Annotated in this window: 18 protein-coding genes and 1 pseudogene; 4 read left to right on the forward strand and 15 right to left on the reverse strand. The window is 53.9% G+C overall.

Going from position 1 to position 24,823, the window contains the following annotated elements:
• Window positions 1-13: 13 nt before the first annotated feature.
• From JMJ16_RS41310 to JMJ16_RS41340, 7 genes are all read right to left on the reverse strand, one after another.
• On the reverse strand, window positions 14-703 hold the full coding sequence (locus JMJ16_RS41310) for an NUDIX hydrolase (protein WP_201391037.1): 690 nt from the start codon (window positions 701-703) through the stop codon (window positions 14-16).
• An 88-nt stretch (window positions 704-791) separates the two neighbouring features.
• Window positions 792-1,706: a serine/threonine-protein kinase gene (locus tag JMJ16_RS41315; RefSeq protein WP_201391039.1), complete on the reverse strand. Its 915-nt coding sequence runs from the start codon at window positions 1,704-1,706 to the stop codon at window positions 792-794.
• Between the two features lie 172 nt (window positions 1,707-1,878).
• Window positions 1,879-2,703, reverse strand: a complete 825-nt coding sequence (locus JMJ16_RS41320; RefSeq protein WP_201391041.1) for a hypothetical protein — start codon at window positions 2,701-2,703, stop codon at window positions 1,879-1,881.
• 309 nt (window positions 2,704-3,012) lie between these two features.
• Complete coding sequence (gene ppsA / locus JMJ16_RS41325) at window positions 3,013-5,652, reverse strand: phosphoenolpyruvate synthase (protein ID WP_201391043.1); 2,640 nt, start codon at window positions 5,650-5,652, stop codon at window positions 3,013-3,015.
• A gap of 60 nt (window positions 5,653-5,712) precedes the next feature.
• Entirely contained in the window at window positions 5,713-6,405 is a 693-nt protein-coding gene (locus JMJ16_RS41330; RefSeq protein ID WP_201391045.1) for a TetR/AcrR family transcriptional regulator, read from the reverse strand.
• A gap of 498 nt (window positions 6,406-6,903) precedes the next feature.
• Window positions 6,904-7,989 carry a DUF4037 domain-containing protein gene (locus JMJ16_RS41335; RefSeq protein ID WP_201391047.1) on the reverse strand — a complete coding sequence of 362 codons (1,086 nt, stop codon included), beginning with the start codon at window positions 7,987-7,989 and terminating at the stop codon, window positions 6,904-6,906.
• A gap of 639 nt (window positions 7,990-8,628) precedes the next feature.
• The gene (locus JMJ16_RS41340; RefSeq protein ID WP_201391049.1) at window positions 8,629-9,465 is read right to left on the reverse strand and encodes an LLM class flavin-dependent oxidoreductase; all 837 of its coding nucleotides are present in this window, start codon (window positions 9,463-9,465) and stop codon (window positions 8,629-8,631) included.
• A 212-nt stretch (window positions 9,466-9,677) separates the two neighbouring features.
• On the opposite strand from JMJ16_RS41340, the gene JMJ16_RS41345 reads away from it, so the two are divergent.
• Entirely contained in the window at window positions 9,678-11,753 is a 2,076-nt protein-coding gene (locus JMJ16_RS41345; protein ID WP_201391051.1) for an alpha-amylase family glycosyl hydrolase, read from the forward strand.
• Window positions 11,754-12,176: 423 nt separating this feature from the next.
• Window positions 12,177-13,934, forward strand: coding sequence for an ABC transporter substrate-binding protein (locus tag JMJ16_RS41350; RefSeq protein ID WP_201391053.1), 1,758 nt, complete (start codon window positions 12,177-12,179; stop codon window positions 13,932-13,934).
• A gap of 120 nt (window positions 13,935-14,054) precedes the next feature.
• Here JMJ16_RS41350 and JMJ16_RS41355 read toward each other — a convergent pair whose 3' ends face one another.
• Window positions 14,055-15,029 carry an aromatic ring-hydroxylating dioxygenase subunit alpha gene (locus tag JMJ16_RS41355; protein WP_201391055.1) on the reverse strand — a complete coding sequence of 325 codons (975 nt, stop codon included), beginning with the start codon at window positions 15,027-15,029 and terminating at the stop codon, window positions 14,055-14,057.
• Between the two features lie 354 nt (window positions 15,030-15,383).
• Here JMJ16_RS41355 and JMJ16_RS41360 point away from each other — a divergent pair, with 354 nt between their 5' ends.
• Window positions 15,384-16,211, forward strand: coding sequence for a CHAP domain-containing protein (locus JMJ16_RS41360; protein ID WP_236601919.1), 828 nt, complete (start codon window positions 15,384-15,386; stop codon window positions 16,209-16,211).
• Between the two features lie 69 nt (window positions 16,212-16,280).
• On the opposite strand, the gene JMJ16_RS41365 is transcribed toward JMJ16_RS41360, so the two are convergent.
• The 5 genes and pseudogenes from JMJ16_RS41365 to JMJ16_RS41385 form a co-directional block, all read right to left on the reverse strand.
• Window positions 16,281-17,291 carry an aldo/keto reductase gene (locus JMJ16_RS41365; protein ID WP_201391059.1) on the reverse strand — a complete coding sequence of 337 codons (1,011 nt, stop codon included), beginning with the start codon at window positions 17,289-17,291 and terminating at the stop codon, window positions 16,281-16,283.
• Window positions 17,292-17,408: 117 nt separating this feature from the next.
• Window positions 17,409-18,128: a hypothetical protein gene (locus JMJ16_RS41370; protein ID WP_201391061.1), complete on the reverse strand. Its 720-nt coding sequence runs from the start codon at window positions 18,126-18,128 to the stop codon at window positions 17,409-17,411.
• 31 nt (window positions 18,129-18,159) lie between these two features.
• Window positions 18,160-18,639 (reverse strand): MFS transporter, encoded by a 480-nt coding sequence (locus tag JMJ16_RS41375; protein WP_307813385.1) that lies wholly within the window; start codon window positions 18,637-18,639, stop codon window positions 18,160-18,162.
• A pseudogene (locus tag JMJ16_RS41380) lies at window positions 18,627-19,472 on the reverse strand (MFS transporter); the annotation flags it as partial. The gene JMJ16_RS41375 and the pseudogene JMJ16_RS41380, both read right to left, overlap by 13 nt.
• A gap of 3 nt (window positions 19,473-19,475) precedes the next feature.
• The gene (locus JMJ16_RS41385) at window positions 19,476-20,633 is read right to left on the reverse strand and encodes an RNA polymerase sigma factor (protein ID WP_201391068.1); all 1,158 of its coding nucleotides are present in this window, start codon (window positions 20,631-20,633) and stop codon (window positions 19,476-19,478) included.
• A 237-nt stretch (window positions 20,634-20,870) separates the two neighbouring features.
• Between JMJ16_RS41385 and JMJ16_RS41390 the strand changes: the two genes are divergently transcribed.
• The gene (locus JMJ16_RS41390; protein WP_201391070.1) at window positions 20,871-21,356 is read left to right on the forward strand and encodes a DinB family protein; all 486 of its coding nucleotides are present in this window, start codon (window positions 20,871-20,873) and stop codon (window positions 21,354-21,356) included.
• 148 nt (window positions 21,357-21,504) lie between these two features.
• Here the strand turns inward: JMJ16_RS41390 and JMJ16_RS41395 are convergent, their stop codons facing one another.
• Both JMJ16_RS41395 and JMJ16_RS41400 read right to left on the reverse strand, forming a co-directional pair.
• Entirely contained in the window at window positions 21,505-22,344 is an 840-nt protein-coding gene (locus tag JMJ16_RS41395; protein ID WP_201391072.1) for a hypothetical protein, read from the reverse strand.
• Window positions 22,283-24,814, reverse strand: a complete 2,532-nt coding sequence (locus tag JMJ16_RS41400; RefSeq protein ID WP_201391074.1) for a hypothetical protein — start codon at window positions 24,812-24,814, stop codon at window positions 22,283-22,285. Before JMJ16_RS41400 ends, JMJ16_RS41395 begins: the two co-directional genes overlap by 62 nt.
• Between the last annotated feature and the right edge of the window lie 9 nt (window positions 24,815-24,823).

Consider the following 24,823-nt stretch of genomic DNA (forward strand, 5'->3'; position numbering starts at 1 on the left):
TACTTGAATTATGCTAGAAAAGTCCTCTGGCTTTTGCATACGCGTACGCTGAGAGCGTCAGGCCATCTGTAATTTCATTGTCACGGATGAGGCGTTCAAATTCTGCTATTGGTAGCACGTGTAATTCGGCAATGGCTTCGTGCAGTTCTGCCTTGTGGTAAGTTTCGATCTCTGCATAATAGAGTTTGTTAGATGCCGCACTCATTCCAGTATCACTATAGACTTCCCCTAAAAAGACGAGGCGTACTCCAGCGCCAGTTGCTCCAATCTCCTCAGCTAGTTCTCGCCTGGCATTTGCTTCACTTGACGATCCCCGCTCGCCAAATCCTCGCGGAATCTCTAAATGCCATGTGCGTGTTGCATGACGAAAATGACGCAACAGCACTACACGCCCCTGGCAGACTGGAAGGATAATGACACCTGGCGCTCCATCAGGATTCACAAAGCGTATATACGTGCCTAGAGAGCCATCGGGGAAGCGCACTGCATCACGCAGCAAAAGCAAATATTGATCTTGATAGACGATTCCCACCTTTGCCCACTCTGTTGGCAAATTATGTGCAGCCAGGCGGCTGGTCATCTCTGCTTCCGCCTGCCGTATTTTGTCTTCGTCCAGTAGGATTGTGAAGATTATGCCTGGTGGATTCACGAATAGTTGAGGGTGCTTTTGGGCAAAGGTCAGATACTCTCTGTTCGTCATCATTTTTACCTTTATTTAAAGGAAATCTTTTCATGCCTTGAGCATGCTATTTTCGTGTTGGTAGCAGTATAGTACAGGCTATTCCAGAGATTTAGAAGAGGCGAGGTCGCTTGAACTGGCGCAGGAGCTCGGGGCGTGGCGTCTCGGGAGGTGGGGGAAGCGCCTCCGGCAAATCTTGTTCGATGGCCCAGATGAGCGCCTGGGCGAAGTCGTTGATGCTGGGGAAGCGCTTCTCGGGACTCTTGGCCAGGGACTTCATGACCACCTGCTCAATCAGGGGCGAGAGTGAGGGATTTTGGCTGCGCAATGGTGGGGGCATATGGTGCAGGTGCTGCTCGACCATCTCATCGAAGGCGCCAGTAAAGGGTCGCACGCCACAGAGCCACTCATACACGACCACGCCTAGAGCATACTGGTCGCTGGCGCGCCGTGGCCTGCCTAGAAGTTGTTCGGGTGCGCAATAGATCACAGTTCCCTCAAAATCATGCTGAATTGGCGCGATGGGATCGAGACTGTGCGAGACTACTGAGATGCCAAAGTCGCTTAACACAACCTCGTTGCGAGCGTTGAGCAGCATGTTTTGCGGCTTGAGGTCGCGATGGATAAGCTGCTGCCGGTGGAGATAGCTTAGGGCTTGCGCGAGCTGTTGGATATAGCGAATAACTGTGGCTGGAGGGACGAGGCTACCCCTGGCATGGCGCTCGCGCAGATTGCCATTGGGCATATAGTCCATGACGAGATAGGTAAAGTGGTCCCGTGTGCCGTAGTCGCGTACAGATACTATATGTGAATGTTGCAGGCGCTTGATGCGAGCGGCATGAACATAGAAGCGCGCCAGGTCGTCGCCTGCGCGTTGCCCTGGGAGAATTTTTACTGCGACAGGAAGCTGCTGGCCTTCCCGTTGCGCGAGATAAATTTCTGAGCCATCGCCGCGCCCCAGGAATTTGAGCAAGCGGTAGCCATCGATATTTCGATCCAGGTCTTGCGTGTTCTCCGTAATTTGCATGTTCATCCCGTTGCTAAAGCCATTGCCACCTATATATCTTCTATTCGATTTTATGTTACAACTGTTCAGCTGTCAATTGCTTAGTACGTTTGTGATGGGGATTTTATAGAAGGTGTTGAAGGGAGTGGAGGGCCTTGGCCCTCCACTCCCTTCAACACCTTCTATAGTATGCTTAGTTGGTGCGCTGGTGGACGAGGACGGAGCCGGTTGTGTTCTCAATGTGCAAGGTCGATTGAGTTGGCGATGTACTTGAGGAGTCAAAATCGTTTTGCACCTGTCCAAGCATGGAATCGACGCTGACATCAACGAGGTCATCTTTGGAGAGAGTAGCTTCAATCGTGCCGGCGGTGGTCTTCATGGTGATGTTGCTTTGAGGAGCGACATCACCATCAAAGGTGACAGTGCCCGCGATGGTCTCTATCCAGGAGGCACGGGTAAGGGTGGTCTGGTTGAGAATAATAGAACCGCCCTCGCTTTTGACGATTTGCTGGCCCGAGAGATTCTCTAGCGTGACAGAGCCAGCGGTATCCTGGATATTGGTGTCGCTCGTTTCGGGCGTGGTGATGTCAAGCTCCAGGAAGGTTGTCTCGCTGCTATAAGTGAGGTTGGAAGCCTCCTTCCTGGTCTCAGCCCGGTTGATGTATGAGGTAATCGTAATGGTATTACCTTGCTGTGAGTAATTGGCTTCGATGGTATCGCCGTGTGCGGTATGCTTCGTGCCCTTGATAATAACTTGCTGAGCGGATCCACTGTGGATATGTATAGTGGCGGCATCGCTCTGGATGGAGATTAAGGGGCGCCCAGAGACGGTATACATATCCTGCGAGACCTCTACATTTTGCTGATCATTGTAGAAAAAATGCGAGATCGTATCTCCACTGCACGCGTTCACGAGGAGCAAAAGCAGGCCCATGAAGAGCAGGAGCGGGCTAGCACGCGCCGAGGCATTGATCAGGCGCTTGCACGCAGCTTTATAGCTTGAAAATAGAAGACACATCTACTTTACCTCCACCTTTTCCACCCGCATTGATACTCTCTCGAAGATAAGATTTGCCGAACATGTGTAGCTAGAGTATGCTTCACTCAAAATTATACTCCTGCATACAAATGTAGTTAATAATGACCTGATGGGCATTAGAATATAACGTAAGTAAAAAAGGGGCTTCAACTCTACAACTGGAAAGTTTAGAGTAGCCAGCGTGGCCAGCACTAAAGGCCTGGCCTGGAATTTCGAGAATGTGCTCTAGAAGATAGGCTTTGATCTCCTCAAAACCGGTCTCTTCATTTACAGGAAAAACCATGTTCACTATTCCAGGGTTTCCACATATCCTTTCGTTCCGTTTACCCGGATCCTTTGTCCGTCTTTAATCAGCTTGGTTGCATTTTCTACGCTCACGACCGCGGGAATACCGTACTCCCTGGCGATAACGGAGCCATGGGTCATCATCCCGCCCACTTCCGTCACCAGGCCTTTAATCGATACGAACAGCGCTGTCCAGCTGGGGTCGGTAAAGGCTGTGACCAGGATATCGCCCTCCTCAATGTCGGCCTCCTCCAGTTTTAAAACGATCCGCGCCCGTCCTTCAATGGTCCCTGATGAAACAGGGACTCCTATCAAAGCGCCCTTGGGGAATGCGCCAGTGTCGTACTCACCAGTGATAATCTCACCATCAGATGTCATCACACGGGGAGGCGTCAATTTCTCAAAGACCTCGTAATCCCCTTTTCGCTTCGTGATGATACTGTAATCCAGTTGGTACGTGCTGGCAACCTTCCGGAGTTCCTCAAAGGTGAGATAATAGATATCCTCCGGCTCTTGAATCACTCTTTTCTGGACCAGCAGGGCAGCCTCTTTCTTTAAAGCCTGCTTATAAACATAAAAACGCTGCATAAGGGCATACTTGGGGTATTCCCGGAAGCCGACAAAATTGCGAAAAACGCTGATCATCTTCTTCGTCTTTTTCGCCTTGCGTTTGCCACCAGGCAGACATTCTACCCTGCTGATCAGCTCTTGTTCCTTCTGCTCTGCTTCCAGCCGTTTCTGCTCAAATATCGTCTTGTGGGAACCCGGCTCGAAATTCTTGACATTAGTGATGATCATGGGAATCAGCAACGTCGGCTTCTCAGCCCATCGTGTCCTGGTAATATCAATTTCTCCAGGGCCGCGCATGCCGTATTTTCTGAGATATCTCCGGATGGAATCACTGACGGCTTTGCCGCCTTCTAGCTTCTCCAACTCCTCAAAAAAGGTTTCATCGTCGGCATGTTGAAAATATTCCAGCACAGCTGGATATGGCCGGACAACGTCCGCCACGTCTAAAAGCTCAAGCCCCATTTCCGTGGTGACATTATTGGCTACCGCTTGAGAAAGGACATCGGTAATATTCTTTTCATCCAGCCATTTCTTCATGTTTTTGTTTAGCCAACTCGATGGATAGAATCCAACAATGCCCACGCCATAGTTGTCTAACACAATTGTCTTAAAGGCCTCATCCAAATCCTGCAAAATAAAATCGAACAGCTCGTCTCCTGATTTGCCGTTGATCCTCTGCGCTACATCCTGCGTCAGCGCGTCATTTTTCGCGATCATTTTTTGCATGAGACCCGCGTCATTTTTCCGATAGATTTTCATCGCCTGGAACAGCCCGGAAACCATCTGCCCGGTCGTGCCGCCACTCAAGCCCTGTGTTGTCTTCCCACGGGGCAATGACTTGATATACCCTTTCCTTTTCAGGACGTTGGAGAGCGCTTTCTGGATCAACATGTCTACCGAACCGAGACCGTTGTTCACAAAAATCTTTCTTGCCACTGGCGAAGCAAGATCATGAGAGATGTCCATATACCACCTGCCGCCAGCCTCGACCGTTGACGCACCAAGCTTGCTCAGCCACATCGGGGCAAAGGACAGGCCTAATGGTTTGAGGACATCTGTCATCATCTGCTGGTGACCAAGCGACATATAGACATGATTTTTCCCATCGTTCACCTTCGGCACCGGATATAAGGTGGTAATGGGACGACTCTGAACGATATACAATTGACCTTTAGAAAGACACCATTCAATGTCCTGGGGGCGGCCAAAATACGCCTCGATCCTTCTGCCTGTTTGCTCAAGCTGTAACATCTGCTCGTCCGTCAGAGTTTGTTTGTTCTGCTGGTCAGGCTCCAATGGCTGTTCCTTCGTGCCTCCTTCTGTTAACGCATAGATTGCCAGCTTTTTCGTCGATATCTTCTTACTGATTATCTTGCCCTCTTGTACTTTATAAAGATCAGAATCCACCAGTCCGGAAACCAGCGCCTCACCAAGGCCGAAGCTGGCATCGATGGATACCACCTTCCTGTTCGACGTGATCGGATCAGCTGTAAACAGAATCCCTGCTGCCTCTGGGAAAACCATTTTCTGGATGACGACAGACAGCTGGACCTTGTTGTGGTCGAAACCGTTCTGCATGCGGTAAATCACCGCCCGGCCCGTAAAGAGGGACGCCCAGCACTTGCTGATGTGTTTCAGGATGGATTCCTTTCCTAGAATATTCAAATACGTATCCTGCTGGCCCGCAAAGGATGCCGTCGGCAGATCCTCCGCTGTAGCACTGGAACGCACAGCATAGGCATTGTTCTCTCCCAGTTGTATAAGATGGCTGGTAACTGCTTCTTCAATATCCTTTGCAATTGCTGTTCCTTCGATGACGCTGCGCATTTTTGCGCTGATTTCACGAATCCTTTCCCTGTCCTCCACCTGTAAAAGAGAGAGTTGCTCCAGCAGAGCATGAAACTCTGGTGTTTGTCCGATGATGCTTTTATATGCTTCGATAGTGACGCAGAAGCCCTCCGGTACTCTTACCCCATCAATTCTGGATAGTTCCCCCAGGTTGGCACCTTTACCCCCGACCATCGCAAGCTTGGTTTTATCGATTTCCTGAAAGCCAAGTACATATGAGTTCATACATATTCTCCTCTGCATCTTTAACGTTTGGTGTGAATGAGAAAAGGGTTTGCTCTCGAATCATGCGAGGAGAGCCTGCCAGCGTGAGAAATCTTCGCTCCAGGACTGCCGCAGGCACCCTGGCTTCATGTCCAGCACTCGCTCTAGTGCGTCAGCCGTCGCCTCGCCAATCTGGACCAGCCGAGAGATGTCGGGATGCTCGCTCTCCTCCGCTAAGAGAAGTTCAACGGTGGCATATCCAAGATCTTCAAGCAGGGAGAGGATCATTCTCGCTGCCTGATCAGGATAAGGAGTGGTGAACACGCCTTCTTCTGTTCCCTGCTGAATAATCTGCGAGAGCCAGGGAGCCAGTCGTTTGACACGGGCCAGGTAGAGTTTCTGGCGAAAGAGGGCGTTCTCATCGGCATACCAGACGCGCATAAACGCGAATACCAGGTCCAGGTTTTCTTGTTTGTGCTGGTTGAGCACGGCAAAGACGCGCAACAGTTTGTCCTGGGCGGCCATTTCGCGAGAAGACACGATGGGAAGCACGAGTTGCTCGGCTTGCTCTCCAATGCGTTCCACCAGCGCCATCAGTAAGGCTTGCTTGGATTCAAAATAATGATAGAACGCGCCCCTGGAAATCTGGAGCGCCTCCAAGATGTCCTGGGTCGTCATCTGCTCATAGCCTTTGGTCGTAATGTAACGCGCTGCCACATCCAAAATGGCGTTGCGCTTCTCGGTGTATTCATGGACTTTGACACTTCGGGTCATCACATCTCTCTTTCTTAGACCGACAAACGGTTTATCTATAGAGAGAATATAGTTGACAGGAGAGCCGTTGTCAAGGACATTTTCTCGGATGGCGTGAGTCGATTTTCAGACTCACTGTAGTCCAAGGACAAAGCATGGAAAGGTTGGTTAGAGAAGGGGAACCTGTGGAAACGGCACCTGCGAACCCTCCTCCAAAGTTGCATCCAAAGGCAGCTGCGATTAGCCAAGCAAAGCGAGGGGAGCGCCTGACCCGCTATCAACAGGTGGTGGCCTTACGCAAGCTTGGCTTCTCGATGCTGGCGATCGCTCAGAGTGAGGGAAACCTCGCCACGACCTCGGTAACAACGACGTGCAGTATCCCTTGCAAAAAAACCTTGATGTCAATCCCCCATGCGAATTGTAGTGATGCAGTCGCCATTGTGGGAAGCATCTGGATAAGGTGGGAAACTGCAGGTGAGACGAAAGGGGAAGTTTCGCCTCACCGCGAGCGAGTCTCAGTTACCCATAGAGTTGGCGAAGCTTTTCTCGCGCTACTCCTCCCATATCGGTGTTATCGCTCCACTGATCGATGTTCCCGATCAGCCGCCCTGCCGCAAGCTGTCGGACTGCCGGGTCGGCAATCTGCGCCACAAGAGCTTGAGCGAACCGTTCTCCGTGAATGACGGGAAAGGGACGGTCATAGAAGCGAGACACGGTCGATGGCTGTGTCCGACACACTCCTAGCTTGTTTTGTAGACGGGCCAGCACCTCATACGCCTGGGCAAGCGCTTCGCTGCGTTCACTCCAGGTGCTCGCGATCTCGGCGCGCCAGAGGAGGGGCGCGAGTTCAGGTGCGCTACGTAATCGCCCAAAGGCTGTGCCAAACCACTTGGGGTAGGGAGCATACTGCCTCTCCAGCAGAAAGCACAGGTTCATGATATCACGCACCAGGCGCGAGCCGATAAGCGCCGAGCCAAGCTCGTCTCCCCCACTGCCAGCGCGCGGCATCAGATGCTCTTCCTGCCCGATCCGCTGCCAGCCACAGGCCAGCAGGTACAGCCACACATCATGAGGATACCAGGCAAAGCGCGCGCGGACCGCCGTGAGTTCGCCCACCTCGTCCTGGTAGACTTCCCCGGCAACCAACTCGCCCAGCAGATGCGACCGGAAGGTGAGCCAGTCGGCTGCCTCCAATGGTTGGGTCAGATCGTAGCCAAGCTGAACGCGTACAAAGTCGCGCACGGTAATCGCGATCACGCGATGCTTGATCGGTCCGGCAAGCGGTCTAGTCATAACGCGCATCCTTGGCTCGACAGGGGCTGGGAACGAGACAGGATACGCCGCAAATGTTTCAGGGAGGCTGTGGCTCAACAGGTCGCCAATCGCGTCCCTTTGCCCGATATCTTCCTCTTGCAGGAGAATGAACAAACGTGGCCCCCAATCGTGGTCAACAGACAGCTCATTGTCAAAACCAAGCACCTCGCTGCCTTGACCAAGCAGGGCGGCGGCATAGCGCAGGTCGGGAAACACGGAAGTTACCAACGGACGAACCGCCTCATGAAAAAACTGGCGGCTCAACTCAAGACCGGACACAAAAATGGGCATAGTCATTCCTTTCCACAAAGTCAGTGGGAAATCAACGAGGAATCGGAAAGGAAGGGGAGGCAGGAGTACAGAGACTCCCTCTACTTTAGAGGCGTCCGGCTGATTTGTTCACCAGAGAGCGATGCTCTCTACCATCGCACATGATGGGAGCTCAGAACTCAAGCCAGGGTCCCTTCCAGAAGGTTGAGGAGCAGAGATAGAGTTTTCATGGGAATAGCCCTCCTTTGCTTGATTTATCTTATAATAACCGAAGAACATACAGGATGTCAAGACCTACATACGAGACTCCGCTCACAGCGGACTGACCGCCCGCATCTGCGTGCCATACCGTGTGCACTGTCCACATGCTCCAGGTGAAGTTTGCCATTCAGTCAGCTTTTTTGCAAAGAATATTGCACATCGTTGTTACCAGGATCGTGGCGAGGTTTCATCATGGATCATGTTCTCTTAGGCAAATGACATAAGCAAAGCTGAAGAGAACCATAACACAGACAGGAAAAGAGAGCCTGTTTGCCAATCTAAGCGGAGTAGCCCTTGGTTTCTATGGGTCAAGGGCTACTTTCATTCAGGGCAGTTCGACTCCTTCCTGCCTGCTCAAGTGCTCACCTTATTGCACAAAAAAAGTATCTTATTGGCTGGCTAGATGCGGATGGGTCCTTGCCTGATACGTGCGAGTGCTTGCGGTACGCTGGTATGCCACTCAATGCGCTCTTGCATCCAGGTAACGCCAGCATTCATATAGGCCCTGGCGATTGCGCGGTCCTTTTCGGGGTCCGTGCCTGTTTCAAGTGTGCTCGCGATGACATCAAAAGGTGCGTCATTGGTGCGATATTGCTGGATATATGCGCGAATCTCGCGATAATCCTCGGCGGTCAAGGCTTTATCCCAACAGATAGGATTGATGCCATCCCAGCGTGCTGCGCGTTGAAAGGGCTTCTTATGTGGCCATGTTCCTGCCAGCCAGATGGGGATGCGTGGCTGCTGAACTGGTCTAGGCAGGAAAACTTCTTCGTTGACCTGGTAGTGTTTGCCCGCGTAGCTGAATTGCTCGCCGCTCCAGAGCCCCAAAAGCACCTCCAAACCCTCATCGAGCATCTCGCCGTGGCGCTTGCTGTCTGCGGACTCTTGAAAGCCACTATACTCCTGGCGGCGGTCGGAGCCGATGCCCAGCCCCAGGATAACGCGTCCTTGCGAGAGGTGGTCAAGAGTGACGATCTCGCGAGCAAGCTTCCAGGGACGACGGCGTGGCAAGGGCGTTACCAGCGAACCCAGTGTAATTTTGCTTGTTGTCATGACCATGGCGGCCAGCGCGATCCAGGGATCGGCTGTTGGCTCTACGAGGTTGCGGCCCGGATGAATGTGGTCCCAGATAAAAAAGCCATCCCAACCTGCAGCCTCTGCTTCCCGGGCGAGTTCCGCGAGCAAGCGGGGGTCGCTATAGGCGCCAAAGTTGGGAGTATTAAGCGCAAATTTCATGATGTAGATTGATCCTTTTCGCTTTTGCTGTGCCTGTATTGTATGTCTGTTTAATGGTAGAGGCAAGGCCTTTGGTCTGACGCAGAGACTCAAGTCGTCTTGTTGAGACTATTTATGCCTGTGATACGAGTTATATATGTGAGGGTATTCTTGCGATGCCATTCCCCCTACATAAAATGAGCAGACCCGCCTCGTGTGAAAGGTAGTAATAGATGCAAGTAATCAAAACTCCGGCAGAGACACAGCCGGAGGCCAACCTCCTGGTACATAAGAGAACCTACTTCGCGCTCTGGCGCCCCGCCGTTACCGATCCTGCTCCCAGGCTTCTTATCGGTGAGTTTGTGCCTGGGGAACCGCCAACGTTAGGCCAGGAGCAGGCTTTTACCCTATCTCCTTCGGCAAAAGGTGAGGGATTATGGGATATTGCGGCTAAGGACTGCCAGCTCGAAAACGGTAAGATCTATCACTACTGGTTTGAGGTCACCGATAGCAATGCCTACAAGGAAAGCCACCCGCGTATCCTCTGTACCGATCCCTTCGCCCTCAATGTCGATTGGCGTTTGCTCTCGCCAAAGCCAGAAGATGACGCGTTTGGCGACGAAGACCGCTATCCGGCGAGCGTGGTGAAGTATCGGGATGGTGAGCTGGTGTCGTGCGATCCCGAGGGCCAGAGTCCCGATTGGCGCAATGATCCCCCTCTGGAGACCCTGCCGGTCAACACGCAACTGGTTATCTATGAACTGCCCACAGCCTGGGCTAGAATGCGCAAAGAGGGCGGCGTGCAGGTCGCGGGTGGCAACTTTCGTGATGTCCTGGCGCTGGTCGATCCTGGGGCCATACCTTTCAGTTTCTTTGGCTTGACTGTGTTGCAGGAGGGGCGAGCGCATCTCCGTGACCTGGGCATTACGGCATTGGAGTTGTTGCCGCCCGCTGATAGCTATGTCGATGGTGGATGGGGCTATGCCACCACCAATTACTTTACTGCCGACTATAACCTGGGCAGTTATGGTAAGGGCAGGCGGCCTGCACCAACGACCGAGCTGGCGCGCTTGATTCGTGCCTGCCATCAAAATGGCGTGCGTTTCTTCGCGGATGTTGTCATGGCCTTTGCGGCCCGCAATCCCTACCGCTCAATCAACTACGCCGATTTCTTTGTCAAGGCGAATTCTGGCGATCCCGAAGAGTATGTGGGGGATATCAAGCGCGATGGCTTTGGTAGCGACCTGTTCAAGTATAACCACGAGGTCGAGGGCTATGACCCATTCACTGGGAAGCAAGGCAAATTTATTCCGGCGCGCTCCTTTATGCTGGCCTATCTCGACCACTGGATGCGTTACTATCGTATCGATGGCGTGCGCATCGATAGCATCGTGAATATCGCGAGCTGGGATTTTGTCGAGAGCTTTAAAGATCTGGGGCATCGCGTCTACCAGGCGCGTTGGGTGGAGCAGGGCAACGAGCCTGAGATCGCGGGCGCACGTTTCCTGGTCACCGGTGAAGAGCTGGACATGCCCCTCGACTTGGTGCATCAGCATCGCGTGGATAGTCTGTGGAACGAGTACTTTAAGCGCTATATACGCGCGGCCATTATCGGTCAGCAGCATCCCGATGAGGAGAGCTTCGAGAAGACCGTCAAGAAAATGGTGGATTGCCGCCTGGTGGGTTTTGGTGATGGCTCGCAGGCCATCAACTACGTCACTTCGCATGATGTCGAGGGCTATGGAAATGAGCGACTCTTCGACTACCTGAATAGCTGCGGGGTCGACGAGAAGGAGCAGCGCATCAAGCTGGCCTTTACCTGTCTGATTACCTCCGTTGGTGTCCCGATGATTCTGGCTGGCGAGGAGTTTGCCGACCAGCATGACACGCCTGCGGAGGGACCGGAGAAGCAGCGTGATGCCGTAAACTTTGAGCGGCGCTATGATCCCTGGCGTGCGCGCATTGTAGATCACGTGGCCCGCCTCGTGCGCCTGCGCACCAATTGCGAATCGTTATGGGTCAACGAGACGGAGTTTATCCATAGCGATTTCGCGGATGGCAAGCGGATTATGGCCTGGGTGCGTGGCGAGCCAGATAGCCGCAATAAAGTGGTCATCGTAGCCAACTTCAGTGATTACGGGACCCCGAACCCTAAGGGTAAGCGCTCGGAATACGTCATCAACAACTGGCCTCAACTGCCCAAAGGCATGCGCTGGCGCGAAGTCACTCAGGATCGTGTTGTGCCTACCAAGCGTGCCGGGCGCGAGCCAATTCTCCCCTGGGAATCGCGCGTCTACGTCGCAGAATAGCATCACTCAACCAGCTCCCCAGACCTGGGGAGCCGGTTATATACCCTTCTTCATACCTCCTTCTATCAAGCATTTTGTTTCTTTTTACTCCTTGATGTTTCTTTCTATGTGAGATCTACGAAGTTAACGACGTATAATTAGTGTAGGATAGTTAAGCAACGTATGTATACATTTTGGGTGAAGAGAAGCCGTACTATAGTGGCTTGGCGCTGCGAAATACCCTGAAGGGCGCAGGTAGATGCCGGTCGAGAGCGAAGGATCGACCTTTCTCCTCGTTATTGGCTTCACAACAATTGATAGGGCAGTATACGTAACTCCTCGCACGGCATCAGGTAGTCAGTTCATATCGACAACCTATTCTGTAGTCGTATTGTCTTTTTTGTGATTTAGTGTACGTTATAGCCTCAAAGGAGAGTTAATGTTATGCCTTCGGGTAGAAAACGCTCTATACTTATCTGGCCAGTGCTTCTTACCTTGCTGGCCCTGCTTGTTACCGCCTGTGGTGGTAGTTCAGGGGGAAATGGTAATGGGTCTGGAGCCAAGCTCTCTAACGACAAGCAGGTGTACGTCATTCCGGTGAGCGGTATATCGGATGTCGCGACACTCGATCCAGCCCTCTCGACTGACGCCCCTTCGATTAACGCTCTCAATCTGATGTTTGTAGGCCTGGTACAGCTCGATGATAATCTGAAGGTGTATGGCGAACTGGCCCAGAACTGGAGCACCTCCAGCGATGGTCTAACCTGGACTTTTAAGCTGCGCGACGGCCTCAAGTTCAGCGATGGCAATCCCATCACCGCAGACGACGTGATCTTCAGCATTGACCGTGCGCTCAAGCCGGAGCTGAAGTCGACGGTGGCTCCAGCCTATCTGAGCCTGATCAAGGATTCAGACAAGCGCTTTGCAGGCAAGGTTCCCACGTTGATCAATGATAGCCTCTTCGCGCCTGATCCTACAACGGTCAAGATCGTGACCAGCCAGAGCGCGCAGTACTTCTTGCAAGCCCTGACCTACCCGACATCGTATGTTGTGGAGAAAAGCTTTGTGCAGAAGTATGGCGATACGGATTTTCTCAAGCACCTGAACGAGGGTGGCTGCTCAGGTCCCTTCAAACTAGACCAGCATATCTCTGGTAAGCAGGTCAGCTTTGCGCCTAATAGCAATTATTGGGGGGGCAAGCCTCAGTTGCAGAAACTGGTATACGCCTTCTACAAAGACCCACAGACGGCCTACAAGGCCTACAAGACCAACCAGGTTGACCAGGCTGGCGTGCCAACTGCTAACCTGGATGAGGCGCGCTCCCTGCCCAATAAGCAGTATCGCCAGGTGCCTCAGTTGACCATCGACTACTTTGCGATGAACTACCTGGCCAAGCCCTTTAACAATATCAAGATCCGCCAGGCTTTTGCCCTCTCCATTGATAAAAACGCCATTCAGGATCGTATCAACAAGGGTGCGCGCCTGGCGACCAACCACATCGTGCCTCAAGGTATGCCAGGGTATAATCCCAACCTCAAGGCTCCTGGTGGCGTGACCAGCACAAAGGGCGATAAAAACCTGGCCAAGCAGCTTTTCCAGCAAGGTATGCAGGAGGAGGGTTACACCCTTTCAAACTTCCCTGCTGTGACGGTGACGGTCGCCTCTGGTGGCTCACAGACTGCCAAGAACCTCTTCCAGTTTGCACAGCAACAGTGGAAGGATGCTCTGGGTGTCACGGTGACCATTAACGACGAGGACTTTAACAAACGCCTGGATGATGTCTCCAATACCGTGGGCAATGGCAAATTGCAGATGTGGTTTGCGGCCTGGGGCGCGGATTATCCCGATCCTGAGGACTGGACGACCCTGCTCTTTGGCAATGGCTCAACTAACAACTCGACCAATTATGGGATGGGGAATTCCAAGACGGTCTCGATGCAGAAGCAGATGCAGGACTTGATGCTGAAGGCTGACGTCAATCAGAACAATACTGAGCGCCTCGCCCAGTACAATCAGATTGAGCAGCAACTTGTGGATGATGTCGCCTGGATTCCCATTGACCAGCGTGCTACGAGCTATGTCCTCAAGCCCTGCGTGCAGGGAGTTGTGGATAATGCGCAGAGCCTTGTACCTCCGGGCGATTGGGCCAAGATTTACAAGACCAGCGATTCCCCCTGTGCTAACACAAACGCCTATAAATAGGATGTTCCTGATAGTACAGGTTAGCAGGGAGACAGACATATCGCTTGTTCTTTCATGCCCTCTTGCCGGGAACATGCGAGGGAGAGTGTGCGCTAACGCACCTCTCCCTTTTTCGCTTTATCAAGCTGTACCGAAGGTGACGCCTTTCTCGCGCAGCCAGCGCCGGTAGGCGATAGAGAGCCTGTCTGAGCGCAGGTGTAGCTCGGCCTGGAGGTCCAGGGGCAGGAGTTCGGGCCGCTGTGATTCGACGACTGGAATATCCTCGAAGAGGATGCCCTCCTGGAACTTGATGATCTCCTCGTCCGGCTCATCCTTTGTCGTTGTCGCCTCATAGGTCCAGACCAGGGAGTGATCGATATCTACAGGCGTGATGGTAAAGAGCAGGGCCAGCCCTGAATTATCCTCGTCCTGCTTCGCCAGGTAAGCCGTGAGAGGGCGTAGAACTTTATAAATATAATGCATATACGCGCCTTGGCCTATGCCAATGGGATTAGGCTGCCAGACACAGATGTCGTTGGCGACAATTTCATCCGGCGTCACATCGACTTGATAATCAGAGAGAGCTGTATGCTCCAGGTCGCCCAGGCTTCCCTGGTGAACGAAGGGGAAGTGTGCCACATCCAGAAAGTTCTCGATCAGGCGTGGCCCTCCGGCGTGCACCTTGTAAGGGCCACAGACGACAGCCTTAAACCTCTGGTCGCCCCACTCGGGAAAGACGGGTATATCATGCTCTGGCTTTCCCAGCGAGACCCAGATGGTGTTGTATCGCTCACGGGCCTGGTAGACCTTCGCCTGGGCCTTAGCAGGCGGACACTGCTCAGGATGGGCGGGGAAGCGAATGCAGCGCCCCTCGCCGTTATAGACCCAGCCGTGATATGGGCAGGCCAGCGTCGTTTTAGTTGCCTTGCCCAGCGAGAGTTTCGCGCCACGGTGAATGCAGAGATCGCGCCAGGCATGGATCTCCCCATCCGCGCTACGCCATAATACCAGGTCCTCGCCCAGTAAACGTGCCGCAACCGGTTTCCCCTCGACAATATCAGCAGAACGGGCAATAGGATGCCAATCATTAATTAAGACAGTATCTTGAATCAGCATAGTTACTAGCTCTCTCCCGGATTACGCTTGCGCGCTTGTTAAAGCGTATCTTAACCCGAAAAAGGCTGAAGAGCAAGCGGCAAGCCCCTCTAAGTCTGTCCCGGCTCGCAAGCTCGCCTCTGGGTAAGGGGTGTAGGTGGCAAATGTTGCTTTGCAGCATTTGCCACCTACACCCCTTACCCAGAGGGCTGCAGGCGCGAAGACTTACCTGGGAGAAAACATACACTATACAAATACACGATTTATAGAGTATACTTATCTTGAGCATCTCAACACAATATAGCGACACTAATGTAGGGTATAGACACTTCTACTGATCCTGGACGTGGATATGTGATGGTGGAGGAGAATAGAATGCTTGGTCTAGATAATCCTCTGGTCGCGAAATTTTTTAGCGTGGTTGATAGCAACACCTGGCGTTGTAAGCAGACAGGCTATACCATTGCCGGGAATATCCTGAGCTTTTACCGCCTCTTTGGCACTACTGGCATGAATGGCCTGACGCACATTGGGTTACCCCTGGGCAACGCCTATACGCCCGAACCTGGCAAGCCTCGCTCATACCAGAAATTTGAGCGCGCCATTCTAGCCTATGATCCTCAGCACACATATGACCGTCCCCCTGGTAGTGGTGATGTCTACTTTATGCATATTGACCACCCCCTGCCTCAAGGCTCAACGCCGGTTCCACCCTCTCAACCCACCCCGGCTCCATCTCCAACGCCAACCCCCACTCCCGTTCCTAAACAACCTCCAACTCCCGTCCCGACTCCAACGCCTGCTCCTAAGCCACCACCTGCTCCTAAGCCAGTGGCTGGCAAGAGTAACAATTTTCCCGCAGGACAATGTACTTATTGGGCAGCCTACCGCTTTCACCAGGTGCATGGCGTCTGGGTGCCCTGGCTTGGCGATGCGTGGAAATGGCCTGACCAAGCCAAGAGCAACAACTGGGTAGTCTCACGCACGCCAACGGTGGGCGCCATTATCGCCCTTCAACCTTATGTGCAGGGCGCGGGCAGCCTGGGCCATGTCGGCATCGTCGAGTCAATAACCAGCAATAAGAGTGTACATACCAGTAACTACAACTGGTACGCTGACGGAGGAGGCTGGGGCATCTGTTCCTACTGGGACTTCCAGTATAACTCCTCCATTGATATCGCCTTCATTTCGCTGGCGAGTTAACCTTGCCCCGCCCTGTAGGGTCCATGCCAGCATGGACCCTACAGGGCGGGTGTACCACGTAGGCTTCGCCTACACTTGCACGGGCGAGATCTTATCAATGGCCTTGAGTTCATCCTCGCTGAATTCGAGATTCTTCAGCGCGGCGACGTTTTCTTCGATCTGCTCGACCTTCGAGGCCCCGATCAGAACGCTGGTCACGGCCTTGTGGCGCAGATTCCAGGCCAGCGCCATTTGCGCGAGACTCTGGCCGCGCTCCTGCGCAATCTTATTCAGGCCGCGAATCTGCTCCAGCTTCTCAGGTGTGAGCATCCTTTCGGCGTGCTGTTTGTCCCACCATTCAGCCGCGCGTGAATCACTGGGGATATTATCGCCCAGGTACTTGGTGCTCAGCAGACCCTGTGCCAGGGGGCTGAAAGTAATGACACCGCTCCCCGCGCGCAGCGTATGATCAAAGAGATTATGCTCTGGCCCGCGTCCCAACATGTTATAGTATGGCTGATGGATCGTAATAGGCGCCAGGCCCATCTGTTTGGTGATCGCTACCGCCTCCTCAAACTGCGCCCCCGTGAAGTTGCTCACGCCAATGTAGAGTGCCTTGCCTTGCTTCACAATCAGATCGAGGGCCGCCATCGTCTCTTCCAGCGGTGTCTCGGGATCGGGACGGTGCGCATAGAAGATATCCACATACTCCAGACCCAGGCGCTTCAGTGACTGATCCAGGCTCGCCACAAGATATTTCTTCGAGAGGCCATCGCCATAGGGGCCGGGCCACATATAATAGCCTGCCTTGCTCGAGATAATCAGCTCATCGCGTGGCATATCGCGTAAGATCTTCCCCACCACCTTCTCCGCGTTGCCCGGAGGGCGACCATAGTTATTGGCCAGGTCAAAATGGGTGATGCCCAGATCGAAGGCTCGATAGAGGCAGGCACGCGCCACCTCTTCGCCGCGATAACCACCAAAGGTCTCCCAGGCTCCCAGCGAAATCGCCGGCAGGCGCAGCCCGCTACGGCCGCTACGGCGATACTGCATCCGCTCATAGCGATCTTCAGCAAAGCTCGTCACTTGTGTATCTGACATACATACATCGCTTTCTAGCAAAAATACACACTTACTTACCACCAGGAGCAGCCAGTAGACCGCACCGGTTCCCCTATTAGTATGTCACGTTTTTAAGTTTATCGATATATCTCTTTGCTATTTTAGCCACACACTTAATGGACCAAGGAGCGTAAAGCCAGCGCGTAATGCAGTTTCCAGGCTCTCATCTTGCTCATATCCAACAATAGGAAGATCAGGATAGCAGGTAGCTATCATGCTGACCAATCCTTCCCAGTATTTTTCCGGCTCTTGCTCGGGAGTAAAGACGTTGGAGAGGCCTACTACTCCGGTAGTTCTATTAGCAATCGCTCCTGCTACGATCTGCTTTGCTTTGTAAGCTGCGATAAAGCAGATGTCTGCATCATGCAAGAGTGTAGGGAGGAAGAGTTGATTTTGAGACAAAGATGTTTGGGACCATGCCTCTTCCCAGCGTAGCAGTTCCTTCTCTGATGTGATTTGCCGCCACTGGAGATCAGTGTCTCTCGTCGAGGCAGTTTCTCCAGATAATTCCCTGAGGATCCATTGTGCTTGAAAGAGCTGCTCAAACCCAAAGGGGGCGAGATCCAGGGTCGCGAAACTATCCTTCACGGAAACACTGTATTCCCTTTTAGTAGTAAGAAGCTCAGCAAGAGTGTTATGCTCAAGGTTAATGTTGGCTTTTGGCATGAGCGTCACGAGATTGGGGTAATAGATTGGCGTTTGTCGTTGGCAAACCCAGAAATCATCATGAAACTCCCCCAGGATATTATGAGACCGGCAGATAGTATCGCACCAGACGGCGTTATTATATGCAGCTAGTTGAGTAAATGATTGCAATGGTTCTATTCCCCTTTTTCTTATGTATTCATCAAGGCACATTATTGTACACCATCGGTGATGGTAGTCCTTTTAGGTTGATCCATCCCTTCAGGCTGGGATTGAAGAGGAGGGAGATGGTTGAGAGCAGGTAGATGCAGCCGAAGATGAGGATTCCTGGTGTGATGCCGAGCCAGTCGACGAGGAAGCCAGCGATCAGCCCGCCGATGGGCATGCCCAGGAAAGCCATGGCGGTGAGGGCGCCGAAGACGCGCGCCCGCAGTTCTGCCGGGACTAACTCCTGCTCCATGGTGCTCAAGATGGGATTGATAGGACCGATTGCCACGCCGCCTAAGGCGTAAGAGACAATGAGTATAGGCAGGGGCAGGCCCAGGGCGAGCGCGAAGAAACGCAGGATCGTCGAAAAGCAGAAGCAGAGGCCGAAGGTGAGCCGCCTGGGGAGGCGATGACCAATGGCGGCGAAGAGGAGGGTTCCCGCGAAGGCCGCCCCCCCCAGGCCGCGCTCAGCCAGCCAAGCGCAACCGGGCTTTCCAGTATCTTCTGCCCATAGCTTGGCAGCAGTACGCCAGACATTCCCTGGTCGAGCATATTGGTAATCATGATGGTGATGGCGATGGCGAACATGACCGGTGTGCCGCGTAGAAATGTCAGCCCCTCTTTCAGATTTTGCAGATAGTTGCCCTGCTCTTGTCCCTGCTCACGTGGCTTTGCTTTGCTCGCTGGAATGCTCCAGGCGAGCAGGAGGGCCGAGAAGAAGAAGGTCGCGCCATCCACCCAGAGCAGGTTGCTGGTGCCAATAACTAGGATCAGTATGCCAGCCAGGGGCGCGCCAAAGAAGCCAGAGACACGGCTGACCCCATCATAGAGCGAGTTTGCCCGCTCGGCAGGCATCCGCGATAGCTTGATCAGGTCTGGTAGGAGGGCATAGCGTGCCGAACTGCCCGGCGTCATAAGCAGGCCTGCCAGGAAGACCAGGACCTGCAACTGCCAGAAGCTGAGGCCGATGGTCTCATAACACAGGGGAATGAGCATGACCGCGATGCCACTGGCCACGTCCCCCAGGATGCTGACGCGCTTGAATCCCAGCTTATCAAGAAGCTGGCTACCGAAGAAGGATGAGAGCACGACCGCGAGCATCTCAAAGAAGGCCGTAATGCCCGCTTTGGACGCGCTGCCCGTGGTCTGTAGGACCAGCCAGGGTATAGCGATAAACATCAATCTATCGCCAATCAGGGAGACCGTATTGGCGAGGAAGAGCGCGTAGATGGGCAGCGAGCGTTTCTCTGGTAGCTCTGTGTTCTGCTCAGCTTGAAGATTCTTTTCCTGTTTCATGTTTGCTTCCATTGCCTAACCTCCATAGATGCTGAGCACATCGAAACGCTCGCGAGTCGCGACGACCTCAATTTTGGCCGCACTGGTAATGCTTTCACAGGTGGCGACGAGCGCGGGCGCACCCTCGGCCTCAATCTGACGTGGTGGCAGGAGGCGGATGCGTGGATAGCGGCGGCGGAAGGCCTGGACCTCTGGCAGGTCGAAGGCCAGAGTATCCATACAGGTATGGCAGCGAGAGTCACAGTGATTACAGCGCAGGTCAATAACGATGCTGTTGTGCTGGCGTACCCAGCTTGACGTATCGGCAGGTATACCAAAGTTGAGTGGAATGGGTTGACCGCATTTGGTGCAGGTGACGGAGCCTTCTCGTAGAGCGGTGCGGTAATGGTTGCTGGACCATTTTTCCAGGCGTGTGAGCGCGGGCTTAAAGCTTTTGAGGCCCTCCAGGAACTTGATACCGGTATTCCAGGAGACATAGTCATTCACACGTGGACAGCAGCCGGGACACTTTAAGTAGAGATCACCCTGTACCGGGTCGAGCTTTCCCAGCAGGCGGTGTTGTCCGCAGTGGTGACACCAGAGCGCGAGCTGAGTCCATTCCGCGCTCTCATTGGGAGCGTAAGCTTCTGTTTCCAGTTTAAACTCGTCGGTCAGGACGCGGCGCAGGGCCAGGGTCCCGCGCTTGAGGCGCATAGAGGCGGTATGAATATTGACTCCCATCAGGCTGGCGACCTCGGAGAGCGATGACTGGCGCACATAGCGCTCAAGGAGTGAGGTGCGAGTCTCGGGTGAAAGCAGGTCCATGGCGCGGTCCAGTAGCTCGGCCAACTCTTTGCGCTCCAGCTCAACCTCCATGTCGAAGTTATCGGCCAGTGTCTCTTCAAGGATATTCAGGCTCTCATCTGGCCCTGTTTCTAGCTGAAGGCTTTGCTCCTGCTGGCGTCCCTGCTGACGGGCCCAGCGCAGGTAGACGTTGCGCGCGATCCCTGACAGCCATGCAGAAATCTTCTCTGGCTCGCGCAGGCCTTCTAGATGTTTCCAGGCCTCTAGCAATGTCTCCTGTACCAAGTCCTCTGCCACGTGTGCGTCTCCAGCCAGGCGGGTGCAGAGGCGCAGCAGGCGCGGTCTCTCGCTTATGAGGATGGTTTCTATATTGTGTATGGCTTCGTCCATATTCTCCATCGGTACGTCCCTCTCGAAGTAGTCTATCATGTCTATTACTTCTATGTCGCGATTTAGGGAAGCGATTTAACGCAAAATTTGACTGAATTTTGTATTTTCTCAGAATTTCTCTGTAGTATCAAAAAAAATGATGGATGCAATCGAAAGCCATTGCTAACGCCTGGGCTTGTAGGTGTGTTAAAGTAAGGATAGTTAGTTTGCATATTTGAGAGATGAGGATAAACATATATGAATGCAAATCGTGCTCAATTAATTGCTACTTTGGAGCAGACACATGGGGCGCTGGCGGGATTGACCGCGAGCTTAAGCGATGAGGTGCTGGACTTTCGCCTGGGCGCGGAGGAGTGGAGCACACGCGAGATCCTGGCTCACCTGGTAGACGACGAGATGTTTGTCATGCGCACGCGTGTGGAGCGTATGGTCAAAGAGGAACATCCTACGCTTGCTGATAATGATGAGAAGAAGTGGCATAGTCATCGCAACACCTCACGCGACGCTGTGAGCGAGTTGTTGCACGACTTCGCTATTCAGCGTGCGGCTAGCCTGAATATCCTGACTTTCCTGAGCGAGGAAGATTGGGCGCGCACAGGCTTCCATCCCGGCTACGGCGAATTTACCGTCGAGAAGTGGCTTGAGCATTGGGGCGAGCATGATCTCGTCCACATTCGCCAGATCGAGCAGAATAACACTGCATATACAGCTAGCCAGCGGTAGCACGTCCGCTACTTGCGTACGCGGCTACTGGTGGCTGGCCTGGGAAGTCATCACACACGATGACTTCCCAGGTTCTTATGTGGCAATTTGTTCGGACAAAATTTCCCAGTGAAGTCTTTGGGCGTGTGCCGAGATGTGGGGCCAGCAATTACCGTTGTGGTGGGAAGAGGTGGTTAAAGGGCCAGAGGCTGCTCAGGACGGTGAGAGGCGAGATGGAGGCGTTCATGCTGGCTGGTAACTGGTGCCTGACTGGCCTGGTGGGCTGGGAGTGCCAGAAGATGGCGCCAATGCCGACGAATACAAGCAGGATCTCGATGGTCAGGAGCAGCCATTCATCTCCCAGGTGGGCTTGAAAATTGCGCTTGAAGAGAACCTCAGCAAGCAAGAGGAGCAGGCAGAGCAGGCCGTAAGTGCTGAGATAGAGGCGATGCCGCGCAGGTGGGCTGTGGTGAAAGAGACTACAATGGGCGATGAAGACGCTGATCGCCAGCAGGGCAAAGGGGATGGGCGGTGAGTTGTCGCGCCACCACATGATGTTAATGAGGAGCCAGGAGATAGCTCCTTGAGCCAGGAGCGTGGGATACAGTGGCTCAAAGGCCGTACAGGCGCGTAGGATTCTACCAAATGTGCCTGGCTGATCTGTAGGCAGTTCGGCGAGTTTGAAGCCAAAGGTGAAGGTGAGGAGCCAGAGGAGACCGAAGAGCAGCCAGATGAGCACGATCTGGAAGAGATAGGGTACATCAGGCACGTGGCAGATGAGCGCGTCACTACTGCTAATCCTGGCCGAGGGGCAGAGCAGGCCATCCCAGGTCAGCATGCCCACGACAATGGCAAATGTACAGAGAAACGCGGCCAGGAGCCACCAGCGCGGGTACCAACCGGCATACTGGCGAATGATGTCTCTCAAGGGCTCAGATGACGGCTCTTCACTCTGAGTTTGAACTGGCTGGGTCGCTGTCGTGGTGGGCGTGGGTGTAGGTTCGTACATAGCTTTCCTCCGTTGCCAGCAAGTTGCCGCGACTAAAGGTGGCGATAATGAGCCAGGGATGTGCTTCGGACAGGTATACAGGGTAGGCGTCGTCAGGGATATGGAGCGCGTTCCGTTGTAGCTCTCTTTCACGCCCACACACAAAGGTCATGCTCTGCTCAGACATGCCAGGTCCCGGCTGGTAGAGTAGCTTACGCGCCTGTGTGAAGGCTTCGCGCCAGGAATCATCCTTCGTAAGAGCGGGACCGAGTTCCGTCATCTCGCCGGAGCAGTATGGTTGTATAATCTCCCGGGCGAAGGCTATGAGCTGGCGGCGCAGGTTATCCTGGTTGCTGGTAGGCAGGCTCTGGCCTGTCGCTGTAAGCGTGCGCAAGAAGTGCTGCTGGATGGCTGGCAGGGTCTGATGCCAGGGCTGTACGGGGGCGAGCGTGCGCATCTTATTAACCTGCTCGACGATCTCCTCAAGTATATTACTCAGCCCACGCTGCAAGAGCTCTCCATTGACCACAAGCACGTCGCGCGATCCAGCAGGGCTGTTGTAGAGCTCCTGCTGAAGGCGCTCGGCCTGCTCGTTAAACTGGTCGCGTAGAGTTACAAAGCATGGGGCCAGGTTATGCAGACGCTCGCGTAGATCGTGGACTCTGTCTTGTAGCTCCCGCAAGAGCTTTGTGCGCAGTTCGTCCTCGCGAAGCTCGCAGCGGTGGATATACGCCAGGCGATGGAAGTCTAGTAGGTCGGATCGGGCAACGCGCACGGCCTGCTGACGCTGATAATGAAAGAGGCCATGCGCGAGGAATGTAGCTGTGCTCACGCTTGCTATGATGTTTGCTAATACGCTTATGGGATATAGGAGAGGCAGGGTGATGAGTACGGCAATGAGAAAAGGGAGTGCGACCAGGGCCTGAGCCGCTGGAGAAGGTACTCGGATCTCACGCCGAGTGAGACGCTCCCCCAGGCGTTGAGCGATTTCTGCCTCTTCAGCGGTCAGGCCTGGCGAAGGCTGCTTGTCTGCCTGAGGTGGCTCTTTGGGTGCGCCAGGTGTGGCTTGAGGGAGGCCAGCGCGTGCTGCAAATGTGCGCATGGTCTCGTTATAGCCTCGTTGATGGACGCTCTGCCAGGCGAGGCAGCGCCTTTCGAGTTGTGCCACTTGCGCGGCAAACTCGTCGATATAGAGCATGGCGAGATGTAGCCCGGTCTCATCAACCTGGCCGGTCTCTGCAATGATCTGCTGAAGCCACATGTTAATGAGTGTAGACATGGCCTGCCAGGCGAGCGTGGCGCTTGCATTCCATGCGTTATAGCGCTCAGGAGCCTTCTTCGCGCGACACGCGACCAGCTCGCTCCAGTTCATAGCCGCTCCAGGCTGGTGAGTGAAGGCGTGCTGTACTGCTTCGGGCCAGAAGCAGGCGAAGAGCGCCTGCGCTTGCTCTGAGAGCTGGCTGTGTAGCCGAGCAGCGTCTTCAGAGTTTGGTACCTGAGATGGAGGCGTTGAGCGTAGCCCATCCAGGCTGGGGGCGAGGTGCTCTGGGTGCTGGTGTGGATGCATGCTCCAATGTAAGCCGTGTGTGGTATTGGTTAGAGGACGCTCGTGACTGTCCTCCAGCCAGTGGGTAAGCGTCTTGGCGAAGCCACGCGCCCCGGTCTGTAGCTCCTCCCGCCTGTTTGTCGCGATAGGCATTTCCTGGAGACAGCGCCGCCATTGCTCAAGGAGATCTCTACCAAGGCGTAACGCACAGTAGTCTTGAATGGTCTCTCGGGGAGAGAGCACCAGGCTGGTGCTAAGGCTACCCACAACAATTGGCGTGGCCGGACTGGTGCCACCACGAATCATTTCCATGAAGAAGGGTTCGGTCGTGATACTGGTGAGTAGCAGGGTAAAGAGCGCCTCCGCGATGGCATAGCAGGTCTCGTCCTCCGAGAGAAAGGCCTGCTGTGGCTGGATCGAGTTCCCTTGATAGAGGTAGCAGAAGTGAGCTGGGAGCACAAGCTTCAGAGGTGCTTCCAACTGGTTACTCTGCTGGGTGCGGAGCATAGAGCAGATGAACGAATGATTATTGTTGCGTTGTAGTTGAGCCTGTAGGGCTTGCTGAACCTGGGCGAGAGAGCTGCGTGTGGGATCTCCAATGATATAAATTTGTGCGCGAGGATCAGGTACAGGATAGCCCGCGCGTGTAATTCCCGTGATGAGCCGGTTGGATTGGATCTCTTGCAAGGTGTGTGTGACCAGGAGTTCAAAAGGTCTTGCCTCTGCTGTGGATATTTGCGCCTGCTCAAGTGGGCGGGTCAGGGGGAGTCGGGTTGCCATGCGTTTCTGTGTGTCGAGCTGAAGCAGGGCCATACCCTGGCAGAGAACACTGTCCGGCTTTGTCCGCTGGAGGAGCGACATGAACTGTGCGCAAATATGCTGCCCCGTCTCATCGACGAAGATGACCAGCCCCGGGCGAAAACGGAGATGAATAGGTGCACGCATGGTCCCCCT

Source organism: Ktedonobacter sp. SOSP1-52 (assembly GCF_016587395.1).

Excerpts from the sequence above, each read along its gene's own strand:
- JMJ16_RS41310 (WP_201391037.1), bottom strand. The coding sequence starts at position 703 with ATGATGACGAACAGAGAGTATCTGACCTTTGCCCAAAAGCACCCTCAA.
- JMJ16_RS41315 (WP_201391039.1), bottom strand. The coding sequence starts at position 1,706 with ATGCAAATTACGGAGAACACGCAAGACCTGGATCGAAATATCGATGGC.
- JMJ16_RS41320 (WP_201391041.1), bottom strand. The coding sequence starts at position 2,703 with ATGTGTCTTCTATTTTCAAGCTATAAAGCTGCGTGCAAGCGCCTGATC.
- ppsA (WP_201391043.1), bottom strand. The coding sequence starts at position 5,652 with ATGAACTCATATGTACTTGGCTTTCAGGAAATCGATAAAACCAAGCTT.
- JMJ16_RS41330 (WP_201391045.1), bottom strand. The coding sequence starts at position 6,405 with ATGACCCGAAGTGTCAAAGTCCATGAATACACCGAGAAGCGCAACGCC.
- JMJ16_RS41335 (WP_201391047.1), bottom strand. The coding sequence starts at position 7,989 with ATGCCCATTTTTGTGTCCGGTCTTGAGTTGAGCCGCCAGTTTTTTCAT.
- JMJ16_RS41340 (WP_201391049.1), bottom strand. The coding sequence starts at position 9,465 with ATGAAATTTGCGCTTAATACTCCCAACTTTGGCGCCTATAGCGACCCC.
- JMJ16_RS41345 (WP_201391051.1), top strand. The coding sequence starts at position 9,678 with ATGCAAGTAATCAAAACTCCGGCAGAGACACAGCCGGAGGCCAACCTC.
- JMJ16_RS41350 (WP_201391053.1), top strand. The coding sequence starts at position 12,177 with ATGCCTTCGGGTAGAAAACGCTCTATACTTATCTGGCCAGTGCTTCTT.
- JMJ16_RS41355 (WP_201391055.1), bottom strand. The coding sequence starts at position 15,029 with ATGCTGATTCAAGATACTGTCTTAATTAATGATTGGCATCCTATTGCC.
- JMJ16_RS41360 (WP_236601919.1), top strand. The coding sequence starts at position 15,384 with ATGCTTGGTCTAGATAATCCTCTGGTCGCGAAATTTTTTAGCGTGGTT.
- JMJ16_RS41365 (WP_201391059.1), bottom strand. The coding sequence starts at position 17,291 with ATGTCAGATACACAAGTGACGAGCTTTGCTGAAGATCGCTATGAGCGG.
- JMJ16_RS41385 (WP_201391068.1), bottom strand. The coding sequence starts at position 20,633 with ATGGACGAAGCCATACACAATATAGAAACCATCCTCATAAGCGAGAGA.
- JMJ16_RS41390 (WP_201391070.1), top strand. The coding sequence starts at position 20,871 with ATGAATGCAAATCGTGCTCAATTAATTGCTACTTTGGAGCAGACACAT.
- JMJ16_RS41395 (WP_201391072.1), bottom strand. The coding sequence starts at position 22,344 with ATGTACGAACCTACACCCACGCCCACCACGACAGCGACCCAGCCAGTT.
- JMJ16_RS41400 (WP_201391074.1), bottom strand. The coding sequence starts at position 24,814 with ATGCGTGCACCTATTCATCTCCGTTTTCGCCCGGGGCTGGTCATCTTC.